Origin of the sequence: Flavobacterium sp. CG_9.10 (assembly GCF_015752245.1) — a bacterium.
Lineage (GTDB): Bacteria > Bacteroidota > Bacteroidia > Flavobacteriales > Flavobacteriaceae > Flavobacterium.
In genome coordinates this window covers 177,816-201,531 of record NZ_JADOVD010000002.1, presented here as the reverse complement: position 1 = coordinate 201,531, position 23,716 = coordinate 177,816, and the positions used below count along the sequence as shown (strand labels likewise).

Below are 23,716 nucleotides of genomic sequence, written 5' to 3'. Positions count from 1 at the left end.
GGCTAGTCTTAATTCTTAATACTCCAATCTTAATACTCAATTTATGAAAACAGCATATATAGTAAAAGCATACAGAACAGCCGTTGGTAAAGCACCAAAGGGAGTTTTTAGATTTAAGCGTCCTGATGAGTTGGCAGCAGAAACTATTCAATTTATGATGAATGAGTTGCCTGATTTCGACAAAAAACGTATTGATGACGTGATGGTAGGAAATGCGATGCCGGAAGCAGAACAAGGTTTAAACGTAGGTAGATTGATTTCTTTGATGGGATTGAAAATCGAAGATGTTCCCGGTGTCACCGTAAACCGGTATTGCGCTTCAGGATTAGAAACAATTGGTATGGCTACAGCCAAAATCCAATCGGGAATGGCGGATTGTATCATTGCCGGCGGTGCCGAAAGCATGAGTTTTATTCCAATGGGAGGCTATAAACCTACTCCGGATTATGCTGTAGCAAAAGCTGGAAACGAAGATTACTATTGGGGAATGGGACTTACTGCTGAAGCGGTAGCCCAACAATTCAATGTATCTCGTGCGGACCAAGATGAGTTTGCGTACCAATCACATATGAAAGCCCTGAAAGCGCAAGCCGAAGGTAAATTTGACAAACAAATTGTTCCTATTACTGTGGAACAAACGTTTATCAACGAGAACGGTAAAAAAGAAACTAAATCGTATATCGTAAATAAAGATGAAGGTCCTAGAGCGGGAACTTCTGTGGAAGCTTTGGCAGGTTTAAGACCGGTTTTTGAAGCAAACGGAAGTGTAACTGCAGGAAACTCTTCTCAAATGAGTGATGGAGCAGCATTTGTTTTAATCATGAGCGAAGAAATGGTAAAAGAATTGAACCTTACTCCTATCGCGCGTTTAGTAAACTTTGCATCAGCAGGAGTTGAACCAAGAATTATGGGAATTGGACCTGTAAAAGCAATTCCAAAGGCCTTGAAACAAGCCGGATTAACGTTGAATGATATTGATTTAATTGAGTTAAACGAAGCTTTTGCATCACAAGCATTAGCAGTAACGAGAGAACTAAACCTAAATCCAGATATCATCAATGTTAATGGTGGAGCGATTGCATTGGGTCATCCATTAGGTTGTACTGGAGCTAAACTTTCAGTTCAATTATTTGACGAAATGAAACGCAGAGGAAGTAAATACGGAATCGTTTCCATGTGTGTAGGAACAGGACAAGGTTCAGCAGGGATTTACGAGCTTTTGTAGTCAAAGATTTCCATCCGTTTGTCATTCCGATGAAGGAGGAATCTTAATACTATATTGAGGAAGTATCTGATGAGATTCCTCCTTCGTCGGAATGACAATACTGAGGATTTAGATAATAAATAAAAACATATTAAAAAATAAAAAAATGGCAGATACAATTGAAAAAAACGTAACCCGTGGCGGTCAGTTTTTGGTTAAAGAAACAAAGTGCGAAGACATCTTCACTCCAGAAGATTTCAATGAAGAGCAATTAATGATGCGTGACTCTGTAAAAGAGTTTGTTGACAAAGAATTATGGCCAAATAAAGACCGTTTTGAAAAGAAAGATTATGCTTTCACAGAAGAGTCAATGAAAAAAGCCGGTGACTTAGGATTTCTAAGCGTTGCTGTTCCGGAATCTTATGGCGGAATGGGAATGGGCTTTGTAAATACTGTTTTGGTTTGTGATTATATTTCTGGAGCAACGGGTTCATTCTCGACTGCTTTTGGAGCACATACTGGAATTGGAACAATGCCAATTACATTGTACGGAACTGAGGAACAAAAACAAAAATATGTACCAAAATTAGCTTCTGGCGAATGGTTTGGTGCGTACTGTTTGACTGAACCAGGAGCGGGATCTGATGCCAACTCTGGAAAAACAAAAGCAGTTTTATCTGAAGATGGTAAATATTACTCAATCACAGGACAAAAAATGTGGATTTCGAATGCAGGATTTTGTTCTGTATTTATCGTTTTTGCAAGAATTGGTGATGATAAAAATATTACTGGTTTTATACTTGAAAATACAGCCGATAATGGAATCTCAATGGGTGAAGAAGAACACAAATTAGGTATTCGCGCTTCCTCTACTCGTCAGGTTTTCTTTAATGAAACGAAAGTTCCTGTTGAAAACATGCTTTCTGAAAGAGGAAATGGTTTCAAAATAGCGATGAATGCGTTGAACGTGGGTCGTATCAAATTGGCAGCTGCTTGTTTGGACGCACAAAGAAGAGTAATTTCCAGTTCAGTTAAATATGCTAATGAAAGAATTCAGTTTAACACGGCAATTTCACAGTTTGGAGCCATTCGTTCTAAATTAGCAGAGATGGCAACAAGCTGTTATGCTGGAGAAAGCGCGACTTATAGAGCTGCTAAAGATATTGAAGATCGTATTTCTTCACGTGAAACTGAAGGATCTACACATCAGGAAGCTGAATTGAAAGGTGTTGAGGAATTTGCTATTGAATGTTCTGTGTTGAAAGTAGCGGTTTCTGAAGATGTTCAAAATTGTGCGGACGAAGGAATTCAAATCTTTGGTGGAATGGGATTCTCCGAAGATACTCCGATGGAAAGTGCTTGGAGAGATGCGCGTATAGCTCGTATTTATGAAGGAACTAACGAAATCAACAGAATGCTTTCTGTAGGAATGTTGATTAAAAAAGCCATGAAAGGACACGTTGATTTATTAGGTCCTGCAATGAAAGTAACCGAAGAATTAATGGGAATTCCTTCTTTCGAAACACCAGATTATTCTGAATTGTTTGCTGAGGAGAAAGAAATGATTGCCAAATTAAAAAAAGCATTCCTAATGGTTGCTGGAGGTGCGGTTCAAAAATACGGACCAGACTTAGACGCACATCAACAGTTATTGATGGCAGCTTCTGATATCTTGATTGAAATCTACATGGCGGAATCAACGATTTTAAGAACTGAAAAATTATCGAAAAAAGAAGGCGAAGCTAAAGTACAAGAGCAAATCGCAATGGCAAAATTATACCTTTACCAAGCCGTTGATATTGTAACTCAAAAAGGAAAAGAAAGCATAATCTCTTTTGCCGAAGGCGACGAACAACGTATGATGTTAATGGGCTTAAGACGTTTTACAAAATACACCAATATGCCAAATATTGTTGGGTTAAGAGAAACAATTACAACCAAATTAGTAACAGAAAACCAATACTGTTTCTAATTGTAGAAGATAGTTTTTAGTAGATTTAGTTGTTAAAAAACCGCATCTGTTGTCATAAACAGTGCGGTTTTTTTTTTAAAATTATATAGTTAATTGATTCTAAATCATTACGAGAATTTTAATTATAATTTATCTGAAAATGTGGATTTTACCAAATAAAAACTGAAAGAAATAGCTTGAAATGCAGTTTCTTGTACGCTTACTTATTAGGGTCATTAACGATTAAAGTAGAGCACTTAAACTAAATTTATCAACAACTCACTAATCTAATTTACTGAAATATTTAAAAATAAATTGTAATTTACACAAAAATTGAACTAGTAAAAAAGTTTGAATTTTTACGTTCAAATTCTTCCTTCGATATAATTTTGATGTAGCAATCAATTTGATGTGATTTATTGAAAATAAAACAACTACACATTCAACCAAAAATGGATATCCAAAATGTTGTTGTAAAATTAAAAGCAAATAAATTAAAAGAACGTTATCAGTATTTCTCTGTAAAGAGAAATTCCCAGAATAGGAAAAGGTTAATAAAAGTCAAAAATGAAAAAAAATCTACACACGAAATTAAATCAATTACAAGCAACGGCAATTTGCGGAAATGATATTAGTTCATCTTGCCTATATGTCTCGGCACTTACTATCATGTATGCCGGTCAATATGCATGGATTTCATTATTAATAGTTGCAGTTGTACTTTTTTTGTTCAGAAAAATTTACGGAGAAGTAGTAGGTGCAATTCCTTTGAACGGCGGTGCTTATAATGTTTTATTAAATACTTCAACGAAAAGAATGGCTTCTGTCGCGGCAACGCTAACGGTCTTGTCTTATATGGCGACTGCAGTAATTTCAGCGTCAGAGGGAATGCATTACTTGCATGGCATTTTTAGTGGCATTGATGTCACTATTGCAACAATTATTGTTTTAGTGGCTTTTACGGGTTTGGCTATTTTAGGTATTGGCGAATCTGCTTTTGTTGCAGTAATTATTTTTATAATCCATTTAATTACATTAAGCACTCTAGTTTTAGCTTCAATATGGTTCCTTACAAATCACGGACTTCAGACTTTTAGCATAAATTGGGCAGTTCCAATTTCTTCTGGAAGCATAATAACCGCTTTATTTTTAGGGTTTTCAGCTGCAATGCTCGGAATTTCAGGATTTGAAAGTTCAGCTAATTTTGTAGAGGAACAAGAACATGGCGTTTTTCCAAAAACTTTACGAAACATGTGGGCTATTGTAAGTTTTTTTAATCCGGTACTAGCATTGCTACTTATATGTATTATTCCACTTGCAGAAGTTGGGGATCACCGTGAATCCCTACTTGCTTATTTGGGTCAAACTACCGGAGGTTATTGGTTAGCTTATCTAATCTCTATTGATGCAGTTTTAGTTCTATGCGGCGCTGTTTTGACTTCATTTGTTGGAGTTTCAGGTTTGCTTAATCGAATGACTTTGGACCGGATTTTACCTAACTACTTTTTGAAACAAAACAAACGTGGTTCAAATTATAGAATAATCATTAGCTTTCTGGTAATGTGCGTTTCAGTATTGTTTGTTACCAAAGGCGATCTCGTATCATTGGCAGGTGTTTATACTTTTTCTTTCTTGGCAGTAATGGGATTATTTGGAATCGGAAATTTATTATTGAAATTTAAACGTAAAAAATTACCACGTCCTGAAAGGGCAGGTGGGATTTCTGTAGTCATAGCCGTCTCGTTTATAGCAGTTGCTTTCATAGGTAATTTATACATGAATATTAATTCATTCTATACATTTATAAAATATCTATTACCTGCGCTATTGTTTATTAGCATTATGTTGAATCGAACAATTTTAATCCAATTATTAATTGACTCATTGGAATATTTCTCTAAACCATTTAGGAAATTAGTTATATTTAGCAATCGTTACTTAGTAAAATTACATTTAAAAATAAATTCACAGGAATTCGTATTCTTTACAAAGGGAGATGATGTTGCCATTCTAAATAAAGTAATGCAATATGTTGAATTCAACGAAACAACGAAGAAATTAAAAATTGTAAATATCAAAAAAGAGGGTGAATCAAATGAATTGCTTATAAAGGATATAGAAGTACTTGACCGTGCATATCCTGATATCGACATTGAATTCATTGAGATTAAAGGTACTTTTGGTCCTGAAATCATAGATGAATTATCAAAAAAGTGGGGCATTCCTAAAAACTTCATGTTTATAGGCTCTCCAGGAGATCGTTTTTCTTATAGGATTTCAGAATTAGGCGGAGTACGTCTAATTATGTAATCAGAAAAAGGAACAAGATGCTGAAAAATATTTTTTTTTGGAAATAAAAAATTTAAAATTAATGAAAGAAATATTGAACTACACCCTCCTCCAATTTGGAGATTTTAATTTCAAATTATCTACAATCTTTAAATTCGCTCTATTTATTGTAATTATTTTCGTTTTGCTGTATGTAATTAAAAAAACAATTTACAAAGCAGTCCATATTGACGTTGCCAAAAAATATTCTATTTACAGTTTAATTAAGTATTTTGTAATCATTTTTTCTTTTATTATTAGCTTACAAATATTTGGTTTTAATCTATCCGTTTTAATTGCCGGCTCAGCAGCGCTGCTTGTAGGCCTTGGTTTAGGTTTACAAAATCTATTTAGCGACTTCATTTCGGGAATTATTATACTAATTGATTCTTCTGTAAAAGTTAATGATATCATTGAAGTAAACGGAATAGTTTGTCAAGTACAAGAAATTGATATCAGAACTACCACTGTTTTAACTAGAGACGACAAATATATTATTCTGCCTAATTCTGACTTAACGAGAAACCAATTGATAAATTGGACACATAGTAAGATTTCCTCTCGCTTCGAAATTACAGTTGGCGTGGACTATTCTTCTGATGTGAAACTAGTCATGAATATTTTGAAAGAAGCTGCTGATAAACAAAATGGTGTCCTTACAACCCCTAGCCCATTCGTACGTTTTACTGACTTTGGAGATTCCTCATTAAATTTTTCCGTAATTTTTTGGTCGGAAGAAGTTTTCAGGGTGGAAAACATTAAAAGTGAAATAAGAATTAGAATATTTGAATTGTTTAATTCGAATGATATTACAATCCCTTTCCCTCAAAGAGTTGTTCAAATAAATAAAGAGTAAATAGAAGAGCAAATTCAACGATATCTTTTTAATCCTACGGTAGGTAAGATTGCGGCAATTTTAATTGGGATAGCGATTATCTGGTCAATAATCAAAGTATTTCAACGAAATTTTTTTTCAAAAATAAAGAATCCTGACAATCGGTATCGAACTAAAAAGTTCAGTAATTTCATCGGATATTTTTTAACTATTCTTCTTATCACAATAGTTTTCAATGAAAAACTTGGGAATCTTACGGTAGCTTTGGGAGTTGCGGGCGCTGGTATTGCATTTGCTCTTCAGGAGGTGATTGCATCATTTGCCGGTTGGTTAGCAATTCTATTTGGTAATTTTTACAATACAGGAGATCGCGTTCAATTGGGAGTAATTAAGGGTGATGTAATGGATATTGGAGTATTAAGAACAACAATAATGGCAATTGGACAATGGGTTGACGGGGATTTATACAATGGCAGAATTGTGCTTATCGCCAATAGTTTTGTTTTTAAAGAACCGGTATTTAATTATTCTGGTGATTTCCCCTTTTTGTGGGATGAAATTAAATTACCAATTCAATAGGGTAGCAATTATGAAAAAGCCTCGGAAATTTTTCTTAAAATAGGCAAAGAGGTGGCTGGAGATTTGACTGAAAAATCAGAACAAAAATGGAAATCTCTTCAGATTAAATATCGACTGGAAGATGCACAAACAGAACCAATGGTATCGTTAATTGCCAATGATAACTGGGTCGAATTTACTTTAAGATATGTAGTAGGCTATAAAAAACGACGAGCTACAAAAACCATGTTGTTTTCTAAAATTTTAAAAGAAATTGACTCCACAAATGGTGAAATAAAATTTGCTTCAAACACGTTCCACTTAGTTCAGGAACCAGATTTGAATATTGTTATTAAAAAATAATATAGTTCTATTCTTATAAAAAATAGTAGTTTCAAAATTTATCATTAACTAAATACAATGAAGACAGCTAAAAATTTATTTTTTAATTTCTATTACTTCTACTTTAATTCCAACAGCATAAGCATTCGGAACAATTTTATCACCGTGTACATTGGCATAAACTTTGGTGAATTCGGCGCCGAAATACAAAATTATAGCAGAATAATAAACCCAAATTAAAATGATAATTACGGAACCCGCTGCGCCGTAAACCGTAGCTACAGTAGAACTTCCTAAATAAAATCCTATGGCAAACTTACCAAACATAAAGAAAAAAGAGGTAAAACTAGAACCTACTAAAGCATCTTTCCAAGCAATATATCCATCGGGAAGTGTTTTAAATATAATTGCGAACAAAATTGTCGTGGTAGCAAATAAAACGATGATATTAAGAACATAAAATAAATAAACGGTCGAATCTGGAAAAAATCGCAATAAACGGTTATTAATGACATCCATAACTGTATTGACCATTAAACTGACTAACAATAGAAAACCAACAGATGCAATCATTGAAAAGGACATTAATCTATTTTTAATGAATTTCATTATTCCTTTATTAGGTTTCGCTTTCAATCCCCAAATAAAGTTAATAGAACTCTGTATTTCAGCAAATACTCCCGAAGCACCTATTACCAGCAAAGTGCCCCCAAATATTGCTGCAAATGTATTGCTGTTAGACAATTCGATATTCTTAATAGTTTCCTGAATTTGAAGTGCTGCTTGGTAGCCCACCATCCCATTAATTTGAACATAGAATTTTCCAGTAACTGCTTCAGGTCCAAAGAAAAAACTGAAAATAGATAAAATAATAATTAACAATGGAGGCAATGAAAATATAGTATAGTATGATAATGAAGCACTTAACTTGATCCCATTATCATCATCGAATTCTCGATATGTTCTTTTTAATAATTCCCAACCTGACTTGGCTGCTTCTCGTCGTCTCATTTTTATAATAATTTTAAATTTTTTCGAAAGAAAAAAACCCTATCAAGATTTTAATTCTCCGTAAATATTGGGCAGTTAATTGTATTCTCGGAAAACTATTATAATTATCAAAATTACAAAGTTATTAGATAGCAATATAAAGTATATTTTGCAAAATTCACGCTAACTATTTGGAATAAATCAGTACTAAAATAAAATGTCAACAAACGAACAAATAAACAAACAAACAAACAAACTCATTTTAAAAAAGCAGTTCTGATAAATTGTAAAAATATTTTATACACTACTATTTAGTTCTTTTTATTGCCACAAATTAAAATGTTAAACAGTATTATACCAGTTCAAAAAAAAAAAAAAAAAAAAAGGGAAAGAAATCGTAAATAATTTTTCCCTTTTTTATCGCTTTTGAAAAATTTAAAATTAATAATCTTAAATTGAAATTTTATTTTTCATTTACGGAATTCAATAAAAATTAGAGTAACTTTACGTAATAAATTTATTATAATTCACACTCAATATGAAAAAAATAATCCTATCAATTGCTCTAATTTTAGCCGTTATCATTGGATGCAAAACAAGTAGCAGTTCAAAAGATTCTAAAAAATTAGATATTACTTTTGAACCAAAAAGTAACAGTACTGTTTCCGGTACAGCTTCATTTGTAGAAAATAACGGTAAAGTAACTTTTGTTGCTAATCTAGCTGGACTTCAACCAGGAGTGCACGCAATTCACATTCATGAGAAATCCGATTGTTCGGCAGCAGATGGAAGTTCCGCTGGAGGACATTGGAACCCAACATTCAAAAAACATGGAAAATGGGGAATTGGTGAATATCACAAGGGCGATATCGGAAACTTTACAGCCGATGAAAAAGGAAACGGAACAATTACCGTAACTACAGATGAATGGTGCATAGGTTGTGAAGATGCAACTAAAAACATTCTTGGAAAAGGACTGATTGTACATCAAGGAGCCGACGATTTTGTTACACAACCTACAGGAAATGCTGGAGGTAGAGTAGCATGCTCAGCGATAATTAAATAGTTTTTAAAAAAAATAAAAATACCGTTTCATAGCAATATGAGACGGTATTTTTATTTTAATATAATGACAAAACCGTAAAAAAACATAGCTTTGTAATTTCAAATAATATCAATGATTAACCCTTCGGCACCCGGTTGGATAGATAAATTTTTTATAGAACAAAAATTTTCAGATGAGAATGTTTCTCAGACTATTGATACATTTTATCAGCAGGTCCGAGAGACAGGATTTATTTATGGACATATTATTTCTTTTGAAACAGTACGTCCTATAGAAACCAAAGGCTGGTTTAAGGAAGAAATTTCTAAAGTAGCATTATTAAATACGCTCTATGCCATTTTTTGTTTAACCGAAAAAGAAATCAGCGCTGAAAATTTCATCAAACAAGCCGTTGCGTTTTACAATCAAATGAATCCGCAAGGATTTAATATCTTTAAAAAAATACTCCCTAAAAATTCACCTCAGTTAACTTTAGAAAAAATAATTGATGAGCGAGTGCAAACCAATGACACAATCATCAGTAAGAATTTTTCTCATTTAGTCACAAATGCCTTATTGTTTATTGATGTTCTTGCTTTTCGACAATATTTAATACACGGAGCAATACCAGAAAAATACCTTAAAAAAATAGAGGAAACCGTGGTTAATATTGTAACCTTAGCTCTAAAAATGAAATCCAATAAAACGCAATATGATGATTTGTTGATTAAACTTTTTGAAGCTTCGATACGATACAGTAAATTTTCTAAAAATTCAGTTCAAAATTTAGAAACCATTCAATTGGATTATTTTACTAATGATCTTGAGAAATATTATCTTGTAGATATTGCCGGAATGGCTTTATGGAGCGATGGAAAAATTGAAAATAATGAAGCCTACTTTTTACATTCTTTAGCAAACATTCTTTCCATTTCAGAGAATTTTGTTGATAACAGTATTGGTAGCACAAATAATTTTATTACAAAACATAAAAAAGAAATTCCTTATTTTAATTATTCAAATCCCGTAAAACATTTTTACGACCACACGACTCAAAGTGTCATTACGTTGATTCGTAGAAATAAAAAGAGATTAGTTAAGGAAATAGTCCAAAGTAAAGAACTGATGCTCTTGCTTGCCTATTCTACTCGAAGGGATTTAAATGAGAAAGAAAAGAAAAAAGTCAAGAAGCAGATATTAGACATTTGCAAAACTATACCTTCTTTAACTATCTTTTTACTTCCCGGCGGAAGTTTATTATTGCCAATTTTAATAAAATTTATCCCCACACTTTTACCATCGGCTTTTAATGAAAATCTTGAAGAAATTGAATAAAAAAAGCCACTCGAAAGTGGCTTTTTTATCTAAAATTTCAATTTATAAACATCATCTAAATCTTTATCCGAACTTATATTAACGTCCAAATCAGTAATAAATCCGGAGTTTAGTCCGTATGCCCAGCCATGTAGGGTTAGCTCTTGTCCGTTTTTCCAAGCCGATTGTACTATCGAGGTTTTTGCCAAATCAAATACTTGTTCTTTTACGTTGATTTCTACAAAAGCGTTAAAACGTTCCGCTTCATCAACAATAGAATCCAAATAAGTATTATGCAAACGATACACATCTTTGATGTGCCGAATCCAGTTGTCTATAATTCCGATCGATTCATTTCCCATGGCCGCTTTTATACCTCCACACCCATAATGACCGCAAACAAGTACATGTTTTACCTTCAAAACATTCACTGCGTAATCCAAGACGCTTAACATATTCATATCAGAATGTACGACCATATTGGCAATATTTCTGTGCACAAAAACATCACCGGGTTTTGCACCAACAATTTCATTTGCCGGAACTCGACTATCAGAGCAACCTATCCATAATAACGGTGGTGTTTGCCCTTTGGCTAAATCCTGAAAATAATTTGGGTCACTAGCCAAAGAAGTTTCCACCCATTTTTTATTATTTTCTATTATCTTTTTATAAAAATCGCTCATAAGGAATTACATTTTTTATTACACCAAATGTAAAACTAAATTTATTCATTTTTACCTTGGAAAATTACATATTAGATTTTAACTGATTTTGAACTTTTTAAAAGCTATTTAACAACTCTTCGACAAGCCACTCTTCCATCATTCATATTGTTTTTTGTTCGGTAAAAAAAATCGCTCAGCATTGAATTTGATTTTTTAACTTGAATGTCTACTTACTTATTTGTAATTTGTATTTCCATTTTCAAAAAATTTAGATAATAAAAACCACCTCTTTTTACTATAAGTTAAATTGATTGTTTTTATATTTGCATCAGAAATTACTATAAAAATGACAATTACTCAATTAAAATATGTTTTGGCTGTAGCCGAACATAAAAATTTCACTCTTGCTGCTGAAAAATGTTTTGTAACTCAGCCTACTTTGAGCATGCAAATTCAAAAAATAGAAGAAGAATTAAGTATTCAAATCTTTGACCGATCCAAAAAACCAATACAACTAACGGATATCGGACAAAAAATCGTGAATCAAGCCAAAAATATTGTCAACGAAGCTGACAGAATTCAAGATATTGTTGAGCAACAAAAAGGGTTTATAGGTGGTGAATTTAGATTAGGAATTATCCCAACGATCATGCCTACTTTATTGCCTATGTTTTTGAATAATTTTATAAAAAAATATCCAAAAGTAAAGCTCATCATAGAAGAGTTAAATACCGAAGAGATTATTACAAAACTCAATAACGGTCACCTTGACGCTGCGATTGCGGCCACACCATTGATGGAAGAAAAAATCAAGGAAATCGTTTTATACTTTGAACCCTTTGTCGCTTATATCCCGGAAAGTCACCATAATTTTCAAAAAGAAGAAATTGAAGTCTCCGATTTAAACTTAGATGATATTCTATTATTGCAAGACGGACATTGCTTTCGCGACGGCATATTGAATTTATGTAAAAGTCAGGGCCGAAATGAATTCAACCATTTTCAAATTGAAAGCGGTAGTTTTGAAACTCTGATAAAACTGGCAGATGAAGGTTTAGGAACAACATTACTACCCTATTTACACACATTAGACTTAAAAGAATCCGATAAATTAAAACTGCGCCATTTTAAAGAACCAAAACCAGCTCGTGAAGTCAGTTTGATTTTTCCAAAAAGCGAATTGAAAATCCAGATTATTGATGCCCTTAGAAATACAATTGCAGGAGTTGTAAAAGGAGCAATTGTTTTTCAGAATGTTCAAATTGTAAGTCCACTTCAAAAAAAATAAAAAAAGGAACCAATTTATGGTTCCTTTTTTTATTTATTTATTTATAATCAGCAAGCACTGTTTTAATTCTGGTTTTTCGATTGTGAAATTTAGCAACCATTCTCGTAATTGTTCCATTTCGAACGGCAACAATGTTTTAATGGCTTTTTCTAATTCTTTACAGAAAAGTATGGGATCAAAACTTACTCTTTCTAATATTGATTTTGTGTAATCAAACATGATTTTTGACATATTAATTTAAGATTTTAGGTTAGATCATGATTTTAAATTCATGTAAAAATACATTTTAAATATACAGAAGATAACAAATTAACGTTCTTTTTTATTTTTTATTTATTGTGAAACAATAGTTAAATAAATAGCAAATCTAAGTATTTATTTTTTTCGTGCTCGAAACATTTCTCTCTTACCCGGAGGGCCTGCGAGCTTCTCAACCGTAAAACCAACCTCTATCATGCTCCTTTTCACTACACCTCTAGCGGCGTAAGTAACTAGAACACTGTTCGGTTTAAGTGCATTGTACATCTTTTCGAAAATTTCAGTGCTCCATAATTCTGGTTGCACGCGATAACCAAACGCATCAAAATAAATTAAATCGTATTTTTCAATATCATCAATTGCTTCAAAAAACTGTTTCCTTTTAGTCAATGAAAAATCCGTACTTAAACTGATTTTTTCCTCCCAATTACTGTCATGCATTTTCTTGAAAATGGCGCTTTCGCTTATTGCATTCAACTCTTCGACATAGTTCATAGAGAGAATTTCGTCAGGAGACACTGGATACGCCTCTACTCCAACATAATCAATCGTTTGATTTAGTTTTTTTGCTTCTAAAAACGTGATAAAAGCATTTAGTCCAGTTCCAAAACCAATTTCTAAAATAGAAACAGGATTAGAATCAAATAAAGACAGTCCATTTTTTATAAAAACATGTTTTGCTTCTTGAATTGCTCCGTGTTTAGAATGATAACATTCGTCCCATTCCTCAATCTGAATCGTTGTAGAACCATCTAGAGTTCGGATAATTTCTCTTTTCAAAATTATAATTTAAGTTTGTTAGTACTTTTGGATGTTAAAAGCAGGTCAAATTTAGTCAAAACTAAAACGTATCGTCTAAAAAAATTTAAATTTTTTATGTATTTCATATAAATAGCCTTCAATTATTTCGACTTTTTTAAATATAAATAAATCACAATTAAATCCTATAATTAATAGTTTTATCACAAGGATTTCGATGATTTTTATTTAATTTTGCAAATATTAAAGATGTCTTTGTGAAAACCAAAGATTTAAAATATTCCAGTTGATCGATTTCAAAAAATATAAAAAAACAATACATTATTATGAGTACAACTCAAACTAACAAAATTGAAACAATAAAAGCAGCAGCTTCAAAAATTAATGAAGTAGACTTTCAAAACTTAAGCTTTGGCTCTGTTTTCACTGATCATTTATTCGAATGTGATTTTATAAATGGAGGATGGCAAAAACCCGTTATTAAGCCTTACGCACCCTTTTTATTAGATCCATCAACAAGAGTTTTCCATTACGGACAAGCTATTTTTGAAGGTATGAAAGCATATAAGGATGTTAATGATGATATTTGGCTTTTTAGACCTGATGAAAATTATAACCGTTTCAATAAATCTGCGGTAAGAATGGCTATGCCTGAAGTTCCTGAAAATATTTTCATGGATGGTTTGAATGAATTGCTGAAAATAGATGAAGGTTGGGTAAAAAAAGGAAAAGGAAATGCCTTGTATATCCGACCTTTTATGATTGCAACGGGCACTGGAGTAATCGCAAATCCATCGAACGATTATAAATTCATGATTATATTATCTCCCGTAACATCTTACTATTCAGGTGATGTAAAAGTACTTATTGCAGAACATTACAGTAGAGCTGCAAATGGCGGAATTGGCGCTGCTAAAGCTGCCGGGAATTACGCGGCGCAATTTTACCCAACAAGTTTAGCTAATAAAGAAGGCTTCCAACAAGTGATTTGGACTGATGATGCTACACACACTAAACTGGAAGAAGCAGGTACAATGAATGTTTTTATCAGAATCAATGACACTTTACTAACCGCTCCTGTTAGCGAAAGAATTCTTGATGGTGTAACCAGAAAGACTCTTATTGATTTAGCAAAAAGTGAAGGTATAAATGTAGAAATTCGTTCTGTTTTGGTATCTGAATTAGTTGAAGCCTCTAATAACGGTACTTTAAAAGAAATTTTCGGCGCTGGTACAGCTGCTGTTGTAAGCCCAATCTGTGGATTCTCTTACCAGGACGTTTATCATGAATTACCAAAACTTGACAATTCCATGGCAATTCAACTAAAAGATAAATTGACAAATATTCAAAATAAATTAGCTGAAGACACTTTTGGCTGGACAGTTAAAGTATAAATTTGAATCCCGATAATTATCGAGATCAGATTTACAGTAAAAAAAGCGATTTTCAAATTTAAAATCGCTTTTTTTATTTTTTTTTCTCATCTGCAAACTACTATTTTACAGTTGGTATCTATTCGCCAAATATCTTTGAAAAATTTGGTTTAAAATAATTAGGACCTTTCATCACTTTCCCGTCTTCGCGATAGATAGGTTTGCCATTAGAGTCTAACTTGCTCATATTACTGCGTTGAATTTCTTCGAAAACTTCTTCAATTTTATGTTGCAAACCATGTTCTATAATAGTTCCACAAAGAATATACATCATATCACCAAGAGCATCCGCAATTTCAATCAAATCATTATTTTGAACCGCTTCAAGATATTCTTCATTTTCCTCTTTCATCAAGTTATAACGAAGTGTATGTTTGCTCTCTCCCAAATCAGCCGTTGGAATTTCTTTATGTCCAATTTTAAATGCAGTATGAAATTCCATAACCGAATCTATTTGTTTTTGCATCTTTTTTATTTTTTAAATGAAAAGCCAAATTAGCAACTATTTCTAAACAATTAACTATTTTTGCTTTAAATAATTTAAACTATGTTTACTCAAGGACAATTGATATTTGCTGGCTGTTTTTTTGTTGCTTTTGTTATCGCAATGTTTTTTGCTTATCGAAAGGATATAAAAATACACAAAATTTTTTATGGAGGAAATTACAAGATATTAATTGGTTTCTTAATTTTTATCGGGCTCTTATTTATGATCAAAATATTTTTTAAGCATTAGTTTTTTCCTTTTCGAAATAAAAAATGCCCGCTTTACAGCGGGCATTTTTTATTGAAATTGTTTTTTAATCCTTAATTTTCTAGCGTCAAAAAACCAAAGTTTTTAGAATATTTCAACATTTGTTCCGCAAATGTTTTTGGTTGTTTTACTTCTATTGAAATAATATTTCCTTTTGCATCTAACTTTGGAACTAACACTGGATTTACAAAACCGCTGTACGCTGCCGAAGCAAATTGTTTGTTGCGTTCTAAAACTTCAGCATGTAATATCTGATCTACTTTTACACCGTAATTTTCAACTAATGCTTTTCCTGCATTAAAATCACCTTCAGATTTAATTCGTTGTACTTCTCTTAATAACTGTCCGAATAAATCATGTAATTTTTCATAATCAGTAATATTGAAGTAGGTTTTTCCATTACGAGTTATCTTTTCGATAACATTGTTTTTTTTTCCTTTTTCAAAAACCCATGAACTTACCCATTGACGGTTTCTCATGTGCGCTTCTTCAATATTAGCACCCAATTCCAAACGAACCAATTGAGTCATCAAACCATTTCTGATATAACTATCGTAAGACTCCATTCCCATTTTTTTCCAATCGTCTACTAAACCTAATTCCTGTAATTTCGGGTTGTATAAATAGTATAGCCCAACTAAATCCGCTCTACCTTCCTCAAGAGTGGAAGCATAACTTTTTAAAGATTCTTTTGGAGTTCCTACACCAGGATTTATTTGCCCTGAGGCATGACCAACTACTTCATGTAAAGCTGTATGCATCTTATCTCCTAGTTCACCATATTTTTTAGCCAAAGTAATTTCTTCTTCATCATTTGCAAATTCTTGCAATTTCCCTTTTCCGGCAGCTTTAGCATAAGCATCAATAATATTTCCTAAAGAAACTGATTTAGAACCATGTTCCGCACGAATCCAATCTGCATTAGGAAGATTCACTCCAATAGGTGTAGCCGGAGACGAATCGCCAGATTCACCTGCAACAATAACTGTTTTATAAGAAACTCCTACGACATTTTTCTTTTTATGTTCTGGCATTAAAGGGGAATTGTCTTCAAACCATTGCGCATTTTTAGAAACAACTTCCATTTTTGCAGACATATCAAAATCCTTTATTTGTACAACTCCTTCATAAGAACCTCTGTATCCTAATGGATCATTGTATACCTCAATAAAACCATTGATATAGTCAATGTTACCTTCAGTTGCATCTAGCCACGCAATATTATAGTCATCCCAAGTTTTTAAACTTCCTGTTTTATAATAGCTAATAAGTAATCCTAGTGCATCCCCTTGTTTTTTATTTTCAGCAACACCTTTAGCTTTTTCTAACCAATAAATAATTTTGTCGATAGCCGCTCCATACATTCCCTTACTTTTCCATACTTTCTCTTCTAACTGTCCTTTTGCATTTCGAACTAACTTAGAATTTAAACCATAAGAATATGGCTTTTTAGGATCTGGACTTGTTTTTTTGGCATAAAAATCTTCTGCTTCTTTTATAGAAATTCCTTTATCATAAAAGTTAATTGCAGAACCTTGCAATAAACCTTTTGATTCATCAAGATTAACTCTTTTTGTATCCACATCATTAAAAATAATTGCTGTAACAGAAGGTGATAAAGTCGTTTTAGTCCCTTTCATCAAATTACTTAGATACTCTGGAGAAAATCCTGGTTTAATTTTTTCGCTCGAATAATGATGATGAATTCCATTTGAAAACCAAACTCTCTTGAGGTAAATTTCGAAATTCTTCCAATCTCCTGAAGTTTTATTTCCTTTGTAATTTTGATAAATATTCTCTAATGCTTTTCTAATTTTAAGGTTGTATTTATAATGTTGATCCCACATTATATCACGACCAGAAGTTCCTGCTTGCGTTAAATAATAAACTAACTTCTGTTCCTTCAGTGTCAAATTTTCCCAACCAGGAATTTGATAGCGCAATACTTTGATGTCGGCAAATTGTTCTACAACGTAATCAAAAGGAGCTTTATCTGTGGTTTTTACTTCTGTAGTTTTTACTATTTGAGCATTACAAACAACAGAAACTGCAAGAGTTGCATAAATGCCGCCAATTTTAAGTAATTTCATTATTAATGATATTTAAAGTTTTAATAAATTATTATTTAACAAATATACATATTCTTTAAATAAAACATAAAAAACAAGAATTACATTCTGTTAAACTAAAACCTAAATTAATAATTACCCCATCATTTAAATACTTTTCGTACACAAATTGCCTAATGTATAATCGAATTTCGAAAAAAATATTGCCGATTTTAAAGAATTGCAAAAACTAATTACTAGTCAATTTTAAACAAGATTTATTTTATTATTTTATAGTTACTTTACTTTATTAATAAAATTTATAACTTTACAGCATACAACATCCAATATATCATGAAGATTTTAAAATATTTATTTCTTTTACTTTTACTTAGTTTAGTAGCCCTATCCATCTTTATTGCAACACAAAAAGGGGAATTTACAGTTGAAAGAAGTAAAGTTATTAATTCACCTAAAACAGCTGTTTTTAATTATGTGAACGACTATAAAAATTGGGCAGATTTTGGTTCCTGGATTACCGAAGATCCTGAAATGAAAATAAATTATTCCAAAAATACAATTGGTAAAGGTGGCTCTTATTCTTGGGAAGGAAAAGATGGAAATGGGGACATGAAAACAATTTTTGTAAAAGAAAGTGATAGTATAGCTCAAAAAATGAATTACAATGGCACTCCATCAGATGTTTTATGGAGTTTCAAGGATACGCTGGGCGGGACAAAAGTGACTTGGAAAACTACCGGTAAAATGAGTTTTCTTTTCAAAATTTACACGGCTTTTAATGGCGGCGTTGATAAAGTTATTGGTAAAATGTATGAAAATAGCCTTGTCAATTTAGACAAAACCCTTGACTATGAAATAAATACTTACTCGATAAAAGTAAATGGATTGGTAAAAAAACCGGAGACCTTTTATTTACATCAAACTTTTACCAGTAAAATTTCAAACGTTATTAAAAATTTCAGAATTGTTACTCCAAAAATTATTACTTTCTGTGAAAAAAATAATCTTGAACAGGCAGGGAAACCTTTTATAATTTATCATACCTATAATCTTGTGAATGGACTTGCAAAAATATCTATTTGTGTACCTATCAAAAGCCAAATTTACACTAGTGAAGGAAGTGACCTATTAACCGGAAAACTAGAAACATTTGAAGCCGTGAAAACCACTTTGACAGGAGATTATTCTCATATCACAAAAGCGTTAGATAAAACCCACACCTATCTTAATGCAAAACAACTTGCTACTGACCCAACCCTATCTCATATTGAAATTTTCACTATTGGTAAAACTGAAATAAAAAACCCTTCTAAATGGGTAACAGAAATTTATTATCTAATGCAACCAAAAGCAGTTCCATTTAAAATAAATGCTGCTGCAAAGAAACCAGCCGTTTCAACAACTTCAGCGGCAACTACTGTTCCACAAACCAATACCGAAGTAATTGTTCCAAAAACTACTAACGAAGTAGCGATTCCAAAAGCTAAAACAGATGCAATTGTTCCAAAAGCAAAAACGCAATTACTTGTTCCAAAACCTAAAAAAGAAGTAGTAGTTCCAAAGGTAAAAAAACCTGTTACGCCTGTTAAAGAAGGAGAAATTCCTGCTGAATTTTAATTTATTTTTCGAAACGATTAAACCTTTTTGATAAATTCTATTCTAAATACACAAAAAGACCTTGCAAGAAGAACAGGAATTTATTAAAAGATTATTGAACCCTAAAACGCAAAACGAAGCGTTCAAACAACTCTTGCTGGATTATCAAAGACCCTTATATAATCATATTCGGAATATTGTTTTGAATCATGATGATGCTGATGATGTTTTGCAAAATACTTTCGTAAAAGTGTTTCAATATTTAAAAAATTTCAAGGGAGAAAGTAAACTTTTTTCATGGATTTATCGCGTCGCTACTAATGAAGCGTTAACTTTTTTAAATCAAAAATCAAAAATTAACGGAATTTCGTCAGAAGAATTACAAAACAAAACTATTGATAACTTACAAGCTGATGTGTTTTTTGACGGCAACGAAATTCAAATAAAATTGCAAAAAGCCATTGCGATTTTGCCTGAGAAACAACAATTAGTTTTTAAAATGAAATATTTTCAAGAGTTAAAGTATGAGGAAATATCAGAAATTTTAGGAACTTCTGTAGGTGCTCTAAAAGCCTCCTATCATCATGCAGTAAAAAAAATCGAAGCCTTTGTAACGGCAAATTAAACCTTTTAAATTTAATCAAGTCTAATGAGTATTATGAAAGCATTTAAATTAGAAAATGAACCTAGAATTGAGCAAGGATTTAAAACTCCAGACCATTATTTTGATAATTTTTCGGCTAAAGTTTTACAACAATTACCCGATAATGAACCAAAAGTGATTTCGATTTTTCAAAAAAGAAAAACCCTAATTATGATGATTGCAGCAGTTTTAATACTTTCTTTGATGATCCCTATTTATATTAGTATTTCAGCAAACTCAAAAGAACTAGACGAAGCTGCTTTAGAAAATTATCTATCCTATCAAACTAATCTAAATCAATATGATTTAATTAGCGAATTAAAAACGGAAGATATTAGTAAGATGCAGCCTGTTTCATCACCAGAAGATCAAGCCATTGAAGATATTTTAGCTACAAATTCTGATATTGAACACCTCATAACTGAATAAAAATTAAAATTCAACTCGAAAAACAAAACAATGAAATTTAAAAAATTATTACCCATATTGCTCTTATTGATTTCCTTTAACTTTTACGCTCAAGGCGAAAGAATGAGAGAAAAGAGAGAACAGATTAAAACTTTGAAAGTTGCGTTTTTGACTACTGAATTAAAATTAACTTCGAATGAAGCGGAGAGATTTTGGCCAGTCTACAATAGTTTTGATGACAAACAATTTGAATTGAGACATCAAAAAATGAAATCATTCATGAGAAGAATGAATGATGAAACTTTAGATAAAATGACCGAAAAAGAGGCATCAACTTTGTTGAATCAAATGGAAACCACTGAAGAGGAATTATTTATGTTGCGAAAAAATTTCATCGCAACTCTAAAAGGAATTATACCTTCTTCAAAAATCATCAAACTTCGTAAATCAGAAGAGGATTTCAACAGAAAGCTACTGCAACAATATAGAGATAAAGGTCATAAGAGAGATTAGTTTCATTTTTATTTATTTCATAAAGCACCCTAAATAAATGATAATCTTTTATTTATGGCTTTTTTTAATTCTTGAAATTAATGCGAATCATTTTATTTTTCCCTGCAGCAATAGCCGTATGATTATCTATAAAACGAATTGTAAAAAGGCTGGAATCAGTAGATAATTGCTTCCAAGAATTACCCCTATCCGCTGAATAATACAAACCTGATGCTCCAACGGTAACTAATGCTTTCCCATCGCTATTGGGAACATATTGCACACAAGAAGCATAACCAAAACCTTCATTTTCTGCTTTCAAATACCATGTTTTCCCTCCATTTTTTGTGAAAGCCTTATTTCCAAAAGTTTGATTGAGAACTTCATAATTACCTCCAGCGATAAATCCAATTTTAGAATCATAAAAATCAGCTGTGAAAATTCCGGTCATCGTTTTACCTTGAATTATTGGTGTTTCAAAAACCTCCCAACTATTCCCTTTATCCGGAGAATAAAAAACTCTAGCTTTTTTTCCACCAGAAACAATCCAAGTTTTATTTCCTTTAAGAACAATATTGGTATTGCTTGCCGCAAATGCTGCTTCACCATCACTAACTTTTGGTAATTTACCCGAAGGTATTTTAGTCCACGAATTTCCTCCATCACGGGTAACGATCATAGAAAGACAATCTTCTGTGGGATCCCCAATTGCAATTCCTTCCTTGTCGTTCCAAAATTGTAAACAGTCATAAAATACTTTTTTATGGTTTTCCTGATAAACTAACTTTACCTTGGAATCGTCTTTTGCGATTTTATAAAGTAAACCGGGATTAGAAACACTAAGTATAAAAATAGCAGAAGACGTTTGGGCAATACTTCTAAATTCATATTTCAATTTATCAGTGCTAATGTTACTTTCAATTCTTTTATTTTTTTCTAAATCAAAAAACCCAAATTTAGAATTATCAGCTGCATACCAAACTTTATTTGCATCAATAACAATGGCTCGAATACTAACTTTATCTTGAAAAAGCGTATCAATTCGCACGGATTTAAAATTCGTTTTTCCTATTTCTTTAGACACATAACTATTTGTTTTGCATGATATTAAAATAGTATTAACCAATAAAATTAAAAAGAAATTTCTCATTTTGTTATAATTATTTAACGCTAATTTACAATAAAAATGTTCAACTAATGTAGCACTATATTTATTGGCACAGTAATTGAATATGGATTTATAATAAATTTAATTACATAAATCATGAAAACAAAACTATTACTATTGAGTCTGTTGACTTCTGTTTTCGCAACACAAATACAAGCGCAAGGCAGGACTTCAGTAAACGCAATGAGTTCTGAAATAAGCGACAACTTAGATTTAAGAGCTATTGCATCAATTTTTGGAGATTCTCGGAATCTTCAAGATTTTGAAAGACGATTGAATGATCCCAAACTTCAAATATCAAATTTAGATTTGAATAATGATGATGAAGTTGATTATTTACGAGTTATCGAATCCGTAGAAAATCGAACCCACGTTATTATTATACAATCCGTTATTGATCAAGATTTGTATCAGGATGTTGCTACCATTGATGTTGAAAAAGACAGCTATAATAATGTTCATGTACAAGTCATAGGTAATGAATTCTTGTATGGAGAAAATTATATATATGAACCGGTGTACTATACCACACCATTTTTTTATACATCTTTCTGGTCTTTTAACTATCGTCCCTATTATTCTACTTGGAACTGGAATTACTATCCTAGCTACTATTACGCATGGAATCCATATCCAGTTTACAGATACAGAAGCAACATTAATCTTTGCTTAAATATAAATAACAACTACAATTATGTGAGTTCTAGAAGAAGTAATCTAGCCATTAGTTTATACAGTTCAAGACGTTCGAATGGTTACGAAAGACAGCATCCTGATTACGCCTTTTCTAGAAGAAATGCTCAAGTAACAAATCGCTACGAACTTGATCAAAGAAGAGGTGATCGAAATTTGGGGTCAAGAAATGAAACTGTAAATTCTCGAAACAGAACAAATCCTTCTAGAGAAGCTTCGTCACAAAGAGGAGAACGAGAAAGAGATTATTCACAAAACCGAACAAATCCTTCTAGAGAAGCTAATCCACAAAGAGGAGAACGACAAAGAGATTATTCCCAAAATAGAAATAATCCTGCCGCTGAAGCAACTCAACAAAGAGGAGGAAAACAAAGAGATTATTCTCAAAACAGAACAAATCCAGCTGTTGAAGCTTCTCCACAAAGAGGAGAACGACAAAGAGACTTTTCTCAAAACAGAAATAATCCAGCTGTTGGAGCTTCTCCACAAAGAGGAGAACGACAAAGAGACTTTTCTCAAAACAGAAATAATCCTACCGCTGGAGCCGCTCCACAAAGAACAGAGCAACCTAGAGATTTTTCTCAAAACAGAAATAATTCGAGAGAGAGTGCTCCGCAAAGAGCAGAACAACCAAGAGATTTTTCTCAAAACAGAAATAGCCCCAGAGAAAATGCTCCACAAAGAGCAGAACAACCAAGAGATTTTTCTCAAAACAGAAATAGCCCCAGAGAAAATGCTCCACAAAGAGCAGAACAACAAAGAGGCAATTCTGAAAACAGAAATAATTCATCAAGAGGAGAAGCTCCCCAAAGATCAGAACCTCAAAGAGATAATTCTTCTTCACGAAACAATAATAGAAGATCTTAAAAAATTTAATGTCAATTTTAAAAACACGGTTTTAACGACCGTGTTTTTTTTAT

The 23,716-nt window shown here is 32.2% G+C and carries 23 protein-coding genes; 16 read left to right on the top strand and 7 right to left on the bottom strand.

Annotation, left to right across the window (positions count from 1 at the left end; all coding sequences use genetic code 11):
• Positions 1–43: 43 nt before the first annotated feature.
• From IWX84_RS02510 to IWX84_RS02485, 6 genes are all read left to right on the top strand, one after another.
• Positions 44–1,225: an acetyl-CoA C-acyltransferase gene (locus tag IWX84_RS02510; RefSeq protein WP_196849185.1), complete on the top strand. Its 1,182-nt coding sequence runs from the start codon at positions 44–46 to the stop codon at positions 1,223–1,225.
• Between the two features lie 145 nt (positions 1,226–1,370).
• Positions 1,371–3,176, top strand: a complete 1,806-nt coding sequence (locus IWX84_RS02505) for an acyl-CoA dehydrogenase family protein (RefSeq protein WP_196849184.1) — start codon at positions 1,371–1,373, stop codon at positions 3,174–3,176.
• Between the two features lie 546 nt (positions 3,177–3,722).
• Positions 3,723–5,465 (top strand): APC family permease, encoded by a 1,743-nt coding sequence (locus IWX84_RS02500; RefSeq protein WP_196849183.1) that lies wholly within the window; start codon positions 3,723–3,725, stop codon positions 5,463–5,465.
• Positions 5,466–5,526: 61 nt separating this feature from the next.
• Positions 5,527–6,339, top strand: a complete 813-nt coding sequence (locus IWX84_RS02495) for a mechanosensitive ion channel family protein (protein WP_196849182.1) — start codon at positions 5,527–5,529, stop codon at positions 6,337–6,339.
• Positions 6,340–6,897: a mechanosensitive ion channel domain-containing protein gene (locus IWX84_RS15345; protein ID WP_196849267.1), complete on the top strand. Its 558-nt coding sequence runs from the start codon at positions 6,340–6,342 to the stop codon at positions 6,895–6,897.
• A 51-nt stretch (positions 6,898–6,948) separates the two neighbouring features.
• Complete coding sequence (locus tag IWX84_RS02485) at positions 6,949–7,239, top strand: hypothetical protein (protein WP_196849181.1); 291 nt, start codon at positions 6,949–6,951, stop codon at positions 7,237–7,239.
• Positions 7,240–7,314: 75 nt separating this feature from the next.
• Here the strand turns inward: IWX84_RS02485 and IWX84_RS02480 are convergent, their stop codons facing one another.
• Positions 7,315–8,229 (bottom strand): YihY/virulence factor BrkB family protein, encoded by a 915-nt coding sequence (locus IWX84_RS02480; RefSeq protein ID WP_196849180.1) that lies wholly within the window; start codon positions 8,227–8,229, stop codon positions 7,315–7,317.
• Between the two features lie 517 nt (positions 8,230–8,746).
• Between IWX84_RS02480 and IWX84_RS02475 the strand changes: the two genes are divergently transcribed.
• Both IWX84_RS02475 and IWX84_RS02470 read left to right on the top strand, forming a co-directional pair.
• Positions 8,747–9,274 (top strand): superoxide dismutase family protein, encoded by a 528-nt coding sequence (locus tag IWX84_RS02475; RefSeq protein ID WP_196849179.1) that lies wholly within the window; start codon positions 8,747–8,749, stop codon positions 9,272–9,274.
• 111 nt (positions 9,275–9,385) lie between these two features.
• Complete coding sequence (locus tag IWX84_RS02470; RefSeq protein ID WP_196849178.1) at positions 9,386–10,588, top strand: LETM1-related biofilm-associated protein; 1,203 nt, start codon at positions 9,386–9,388, stop codon at positions 10,586–10,588.
• Between the two features lie 29 nt (positions 10,589–10,617).
• On the opposite strand, the gene can is transcribed toward IWX84_RS02470, so the two are convergent.
• Complete coding sequence (gene can, locus IWX84_RS02465) at positions 10,618–11,253, bottom strand: carbonate dehydratase (protein WP_196849177.1); 636 nt, start codon at positions 11,251–11,253, stop codon at positions 10,618–10,620.
• 328 nt (positions 11,254–11,581) lie between these two features.
• Between can and IWX84_RS02460 the strand changes: the two genes are divergently transcribed.
• A complete protein-coding gene (locus IWX84_RS02460; RefSeq protein ID WP_196849176.1) occupies positions 11,582–12,523 on the top strand; it encodes a LysR substrate-binding domain-containing protein in 942 nt (313 codons plus the stop codon).
• Between the two features lie 33 nt (positions 12,524–12,556).
• Here the strand turns inward: IWX84_RS02460 and IWX84_RS02455 are convergent, their stop codons facing one another.
• Together IWX84_RS02455 and mnmD are read right to left on the bottom strand one after the other, a co-directional pair.
• Positions 12,557–12,754, bottom strand: a complete 198-nt coding sequence (locus IWX84_RS02455) for a hypothetical protein (RefSeq protein ID WP_196849175.1) — start codon at positions 12,752–12,754, stop codon at positions 12,557–12,559.
• 144 nt (positions 12,755–12,898) lie between these two features.
• Entirely contained in the window at positions 12,899–13,561 is a 663-nt protein-coding gene (mnmD, locus tag IWX84_RS02450; protein WP_196849174.1) for a tRNA (5-methylaminomethyl-2-thiouridine)(34)-methyltransferase MnmD, read from the bottom strand.
• Positions 13,562–13,866: 305 nt separating this feature from the next.
• Here mnmD and IWX84_RS02445 point away from each other — a divergent pair, with 305 nt between their 5' ends.
• Entirely contained in the window at positions 13,867–14,934 is a 1,068-nt protein-coding gene (locus IWX84_RS02445; protein WP_196849173.1) for a branched-chain amino acid aminotransferase, read from the top strand.
• 118 nt (positions 14,935–15,052) lie between these two features.
• Here IWX84_RS02445 and IWX84_RS02440 read toward each other — a convergent pair whose 3' ends face one another.
• Complete coding sequence (locus IWX84_RS02440) at positions 15,053–15,439, bottom strand: nucleoside triphosphate pyrophosphohydrolase family protein (protein WP_196849172.1); 387 nt, start codon at positions 15,437–15,439, stop codon at positions 15,053–15,055.
• Positions 15,440–15,520: 81 nt separating this feature from the next.
• On the opposite strand from IWX84_RS02440, the gene IWX84_RS15340 reads away from it, so the two are divergent.
• Positions 15,521–15,709, top strand: a complete 189-nt coding sequence (locus tag IWX84_RS15340) for a hypothetical protein (protein WP_231385387.1) — start codon at positions 15,521–15,523, stop codon at positions 15,707–15,709.
• Positions 15,710–15,780: 71 nt separating this feature from the next.
• On the opposite strand, the gene IWX84_RS02435 is transcribed toward IWX84_RS15340, so the two are convergent.
• Complete coding sequence (locus IWX84_RS02435; RefSeq protein WP_196849171.1) at positions 15,781–17,817, bottom strand: dipeptidyl-peptidase 3 family protein; 2,037 nt, start codon at positions 17,815–17,817, stop codon at positions 15,781–15,783.
• A 312-nt stretch (positions 17,818–18,129) separates the two neighbouring features.
• Here IWX84_RS02435 and IWX84_RS02430 point away from each other — a divergent pair, with 312 nt between their 5' ends.
• From IWX84_RS02430 to IWX84_RS02415, 4 genes are all read left to right on the top strand, one after another.
• Positions 18,130–19,413 (top strand): SRPBCC family protein, encoded by a 1,284-nt coding sequence (locus tag IWX84_RS02430; protein WP_196849170.1) that lies wholly within the window; start codon positions 18,130–18,132, stop codon positions 19,411–19,413.
• A 61-nt stretch (positions 19,414–19,474) separates the two neighbouring features.
• Positions 19,475–20,017, top strand: a complete 543-nt coding sequence (locus tag IWX84_RS02425; RefSeq protein WP_196849169.1) for an RNA polymerase sigma factor — start codon at positions 19,475–19,477, stop codon at positions 20,015–20,017.
• A 33-nt stretch (positions 20,018–20,050) separates the two neighbouring features.
• Positions 20,051–20,464 carry a hypothetical protein gene (locus tag IWX84_RS02420; RefSeq protein WP_196849168.1) on the top strand — a complete coding sequence of 138 codons (414 nt, stop codon included), beginning with the start codon at positions 20,051–20,053 and terminating at the stop codon, positions 20,462–20,464.
• 30 nt (positions 20,465–20,494) lie between these two features.
• Positions 20,495–20,956: a sensor of ECF-type sigma factor gene (locus tag IWX84_RS02415; protein ID WP_196849167.1), complete on the top strand. Its 462-nt coding sequence runs from the start codon at positions 20,495–20,497 to the stop codon at positions 20,954–20,956.
• 64 nt (positions 20,957–21,020) lie between these two features.
• Here the strand turns inward: IWX84_RS02415 and IWX84_RS02410 are convergent, their stop codons facing one another.
• Positions 21,021–22,085 carry a sialidase family protein gene (locus IWX84_RS02410; RefSeq protein WP_196849166.1) on the bottom strand — a complete coding sequence of 355 codons (1,065 nt, stop codon included), beginning with the start codon at positions 22,083–22,085 and terminating at the stop codon, positions 21,021–21,023.
• Between the two features lie 114 nt (positions 22,086–22,199).
• Here IWX84_RS02410 and IWX84_RS02405 point away from each other — a divergent pair, with 114 nt between their 5' ends.
• On the top strand, positions 22,200–23,663 hold the full coding sequence (locus IWX84_RS02405; RefSeq protein ID WP_196849165.1) for a hypothetical protein: 1,464 nt from the start codon (positions 22,200–22,202) through the stop codon (positions 23,661–23,663).
• Positions 23,664–23,716: the final 53 nt, after the last annotated feature.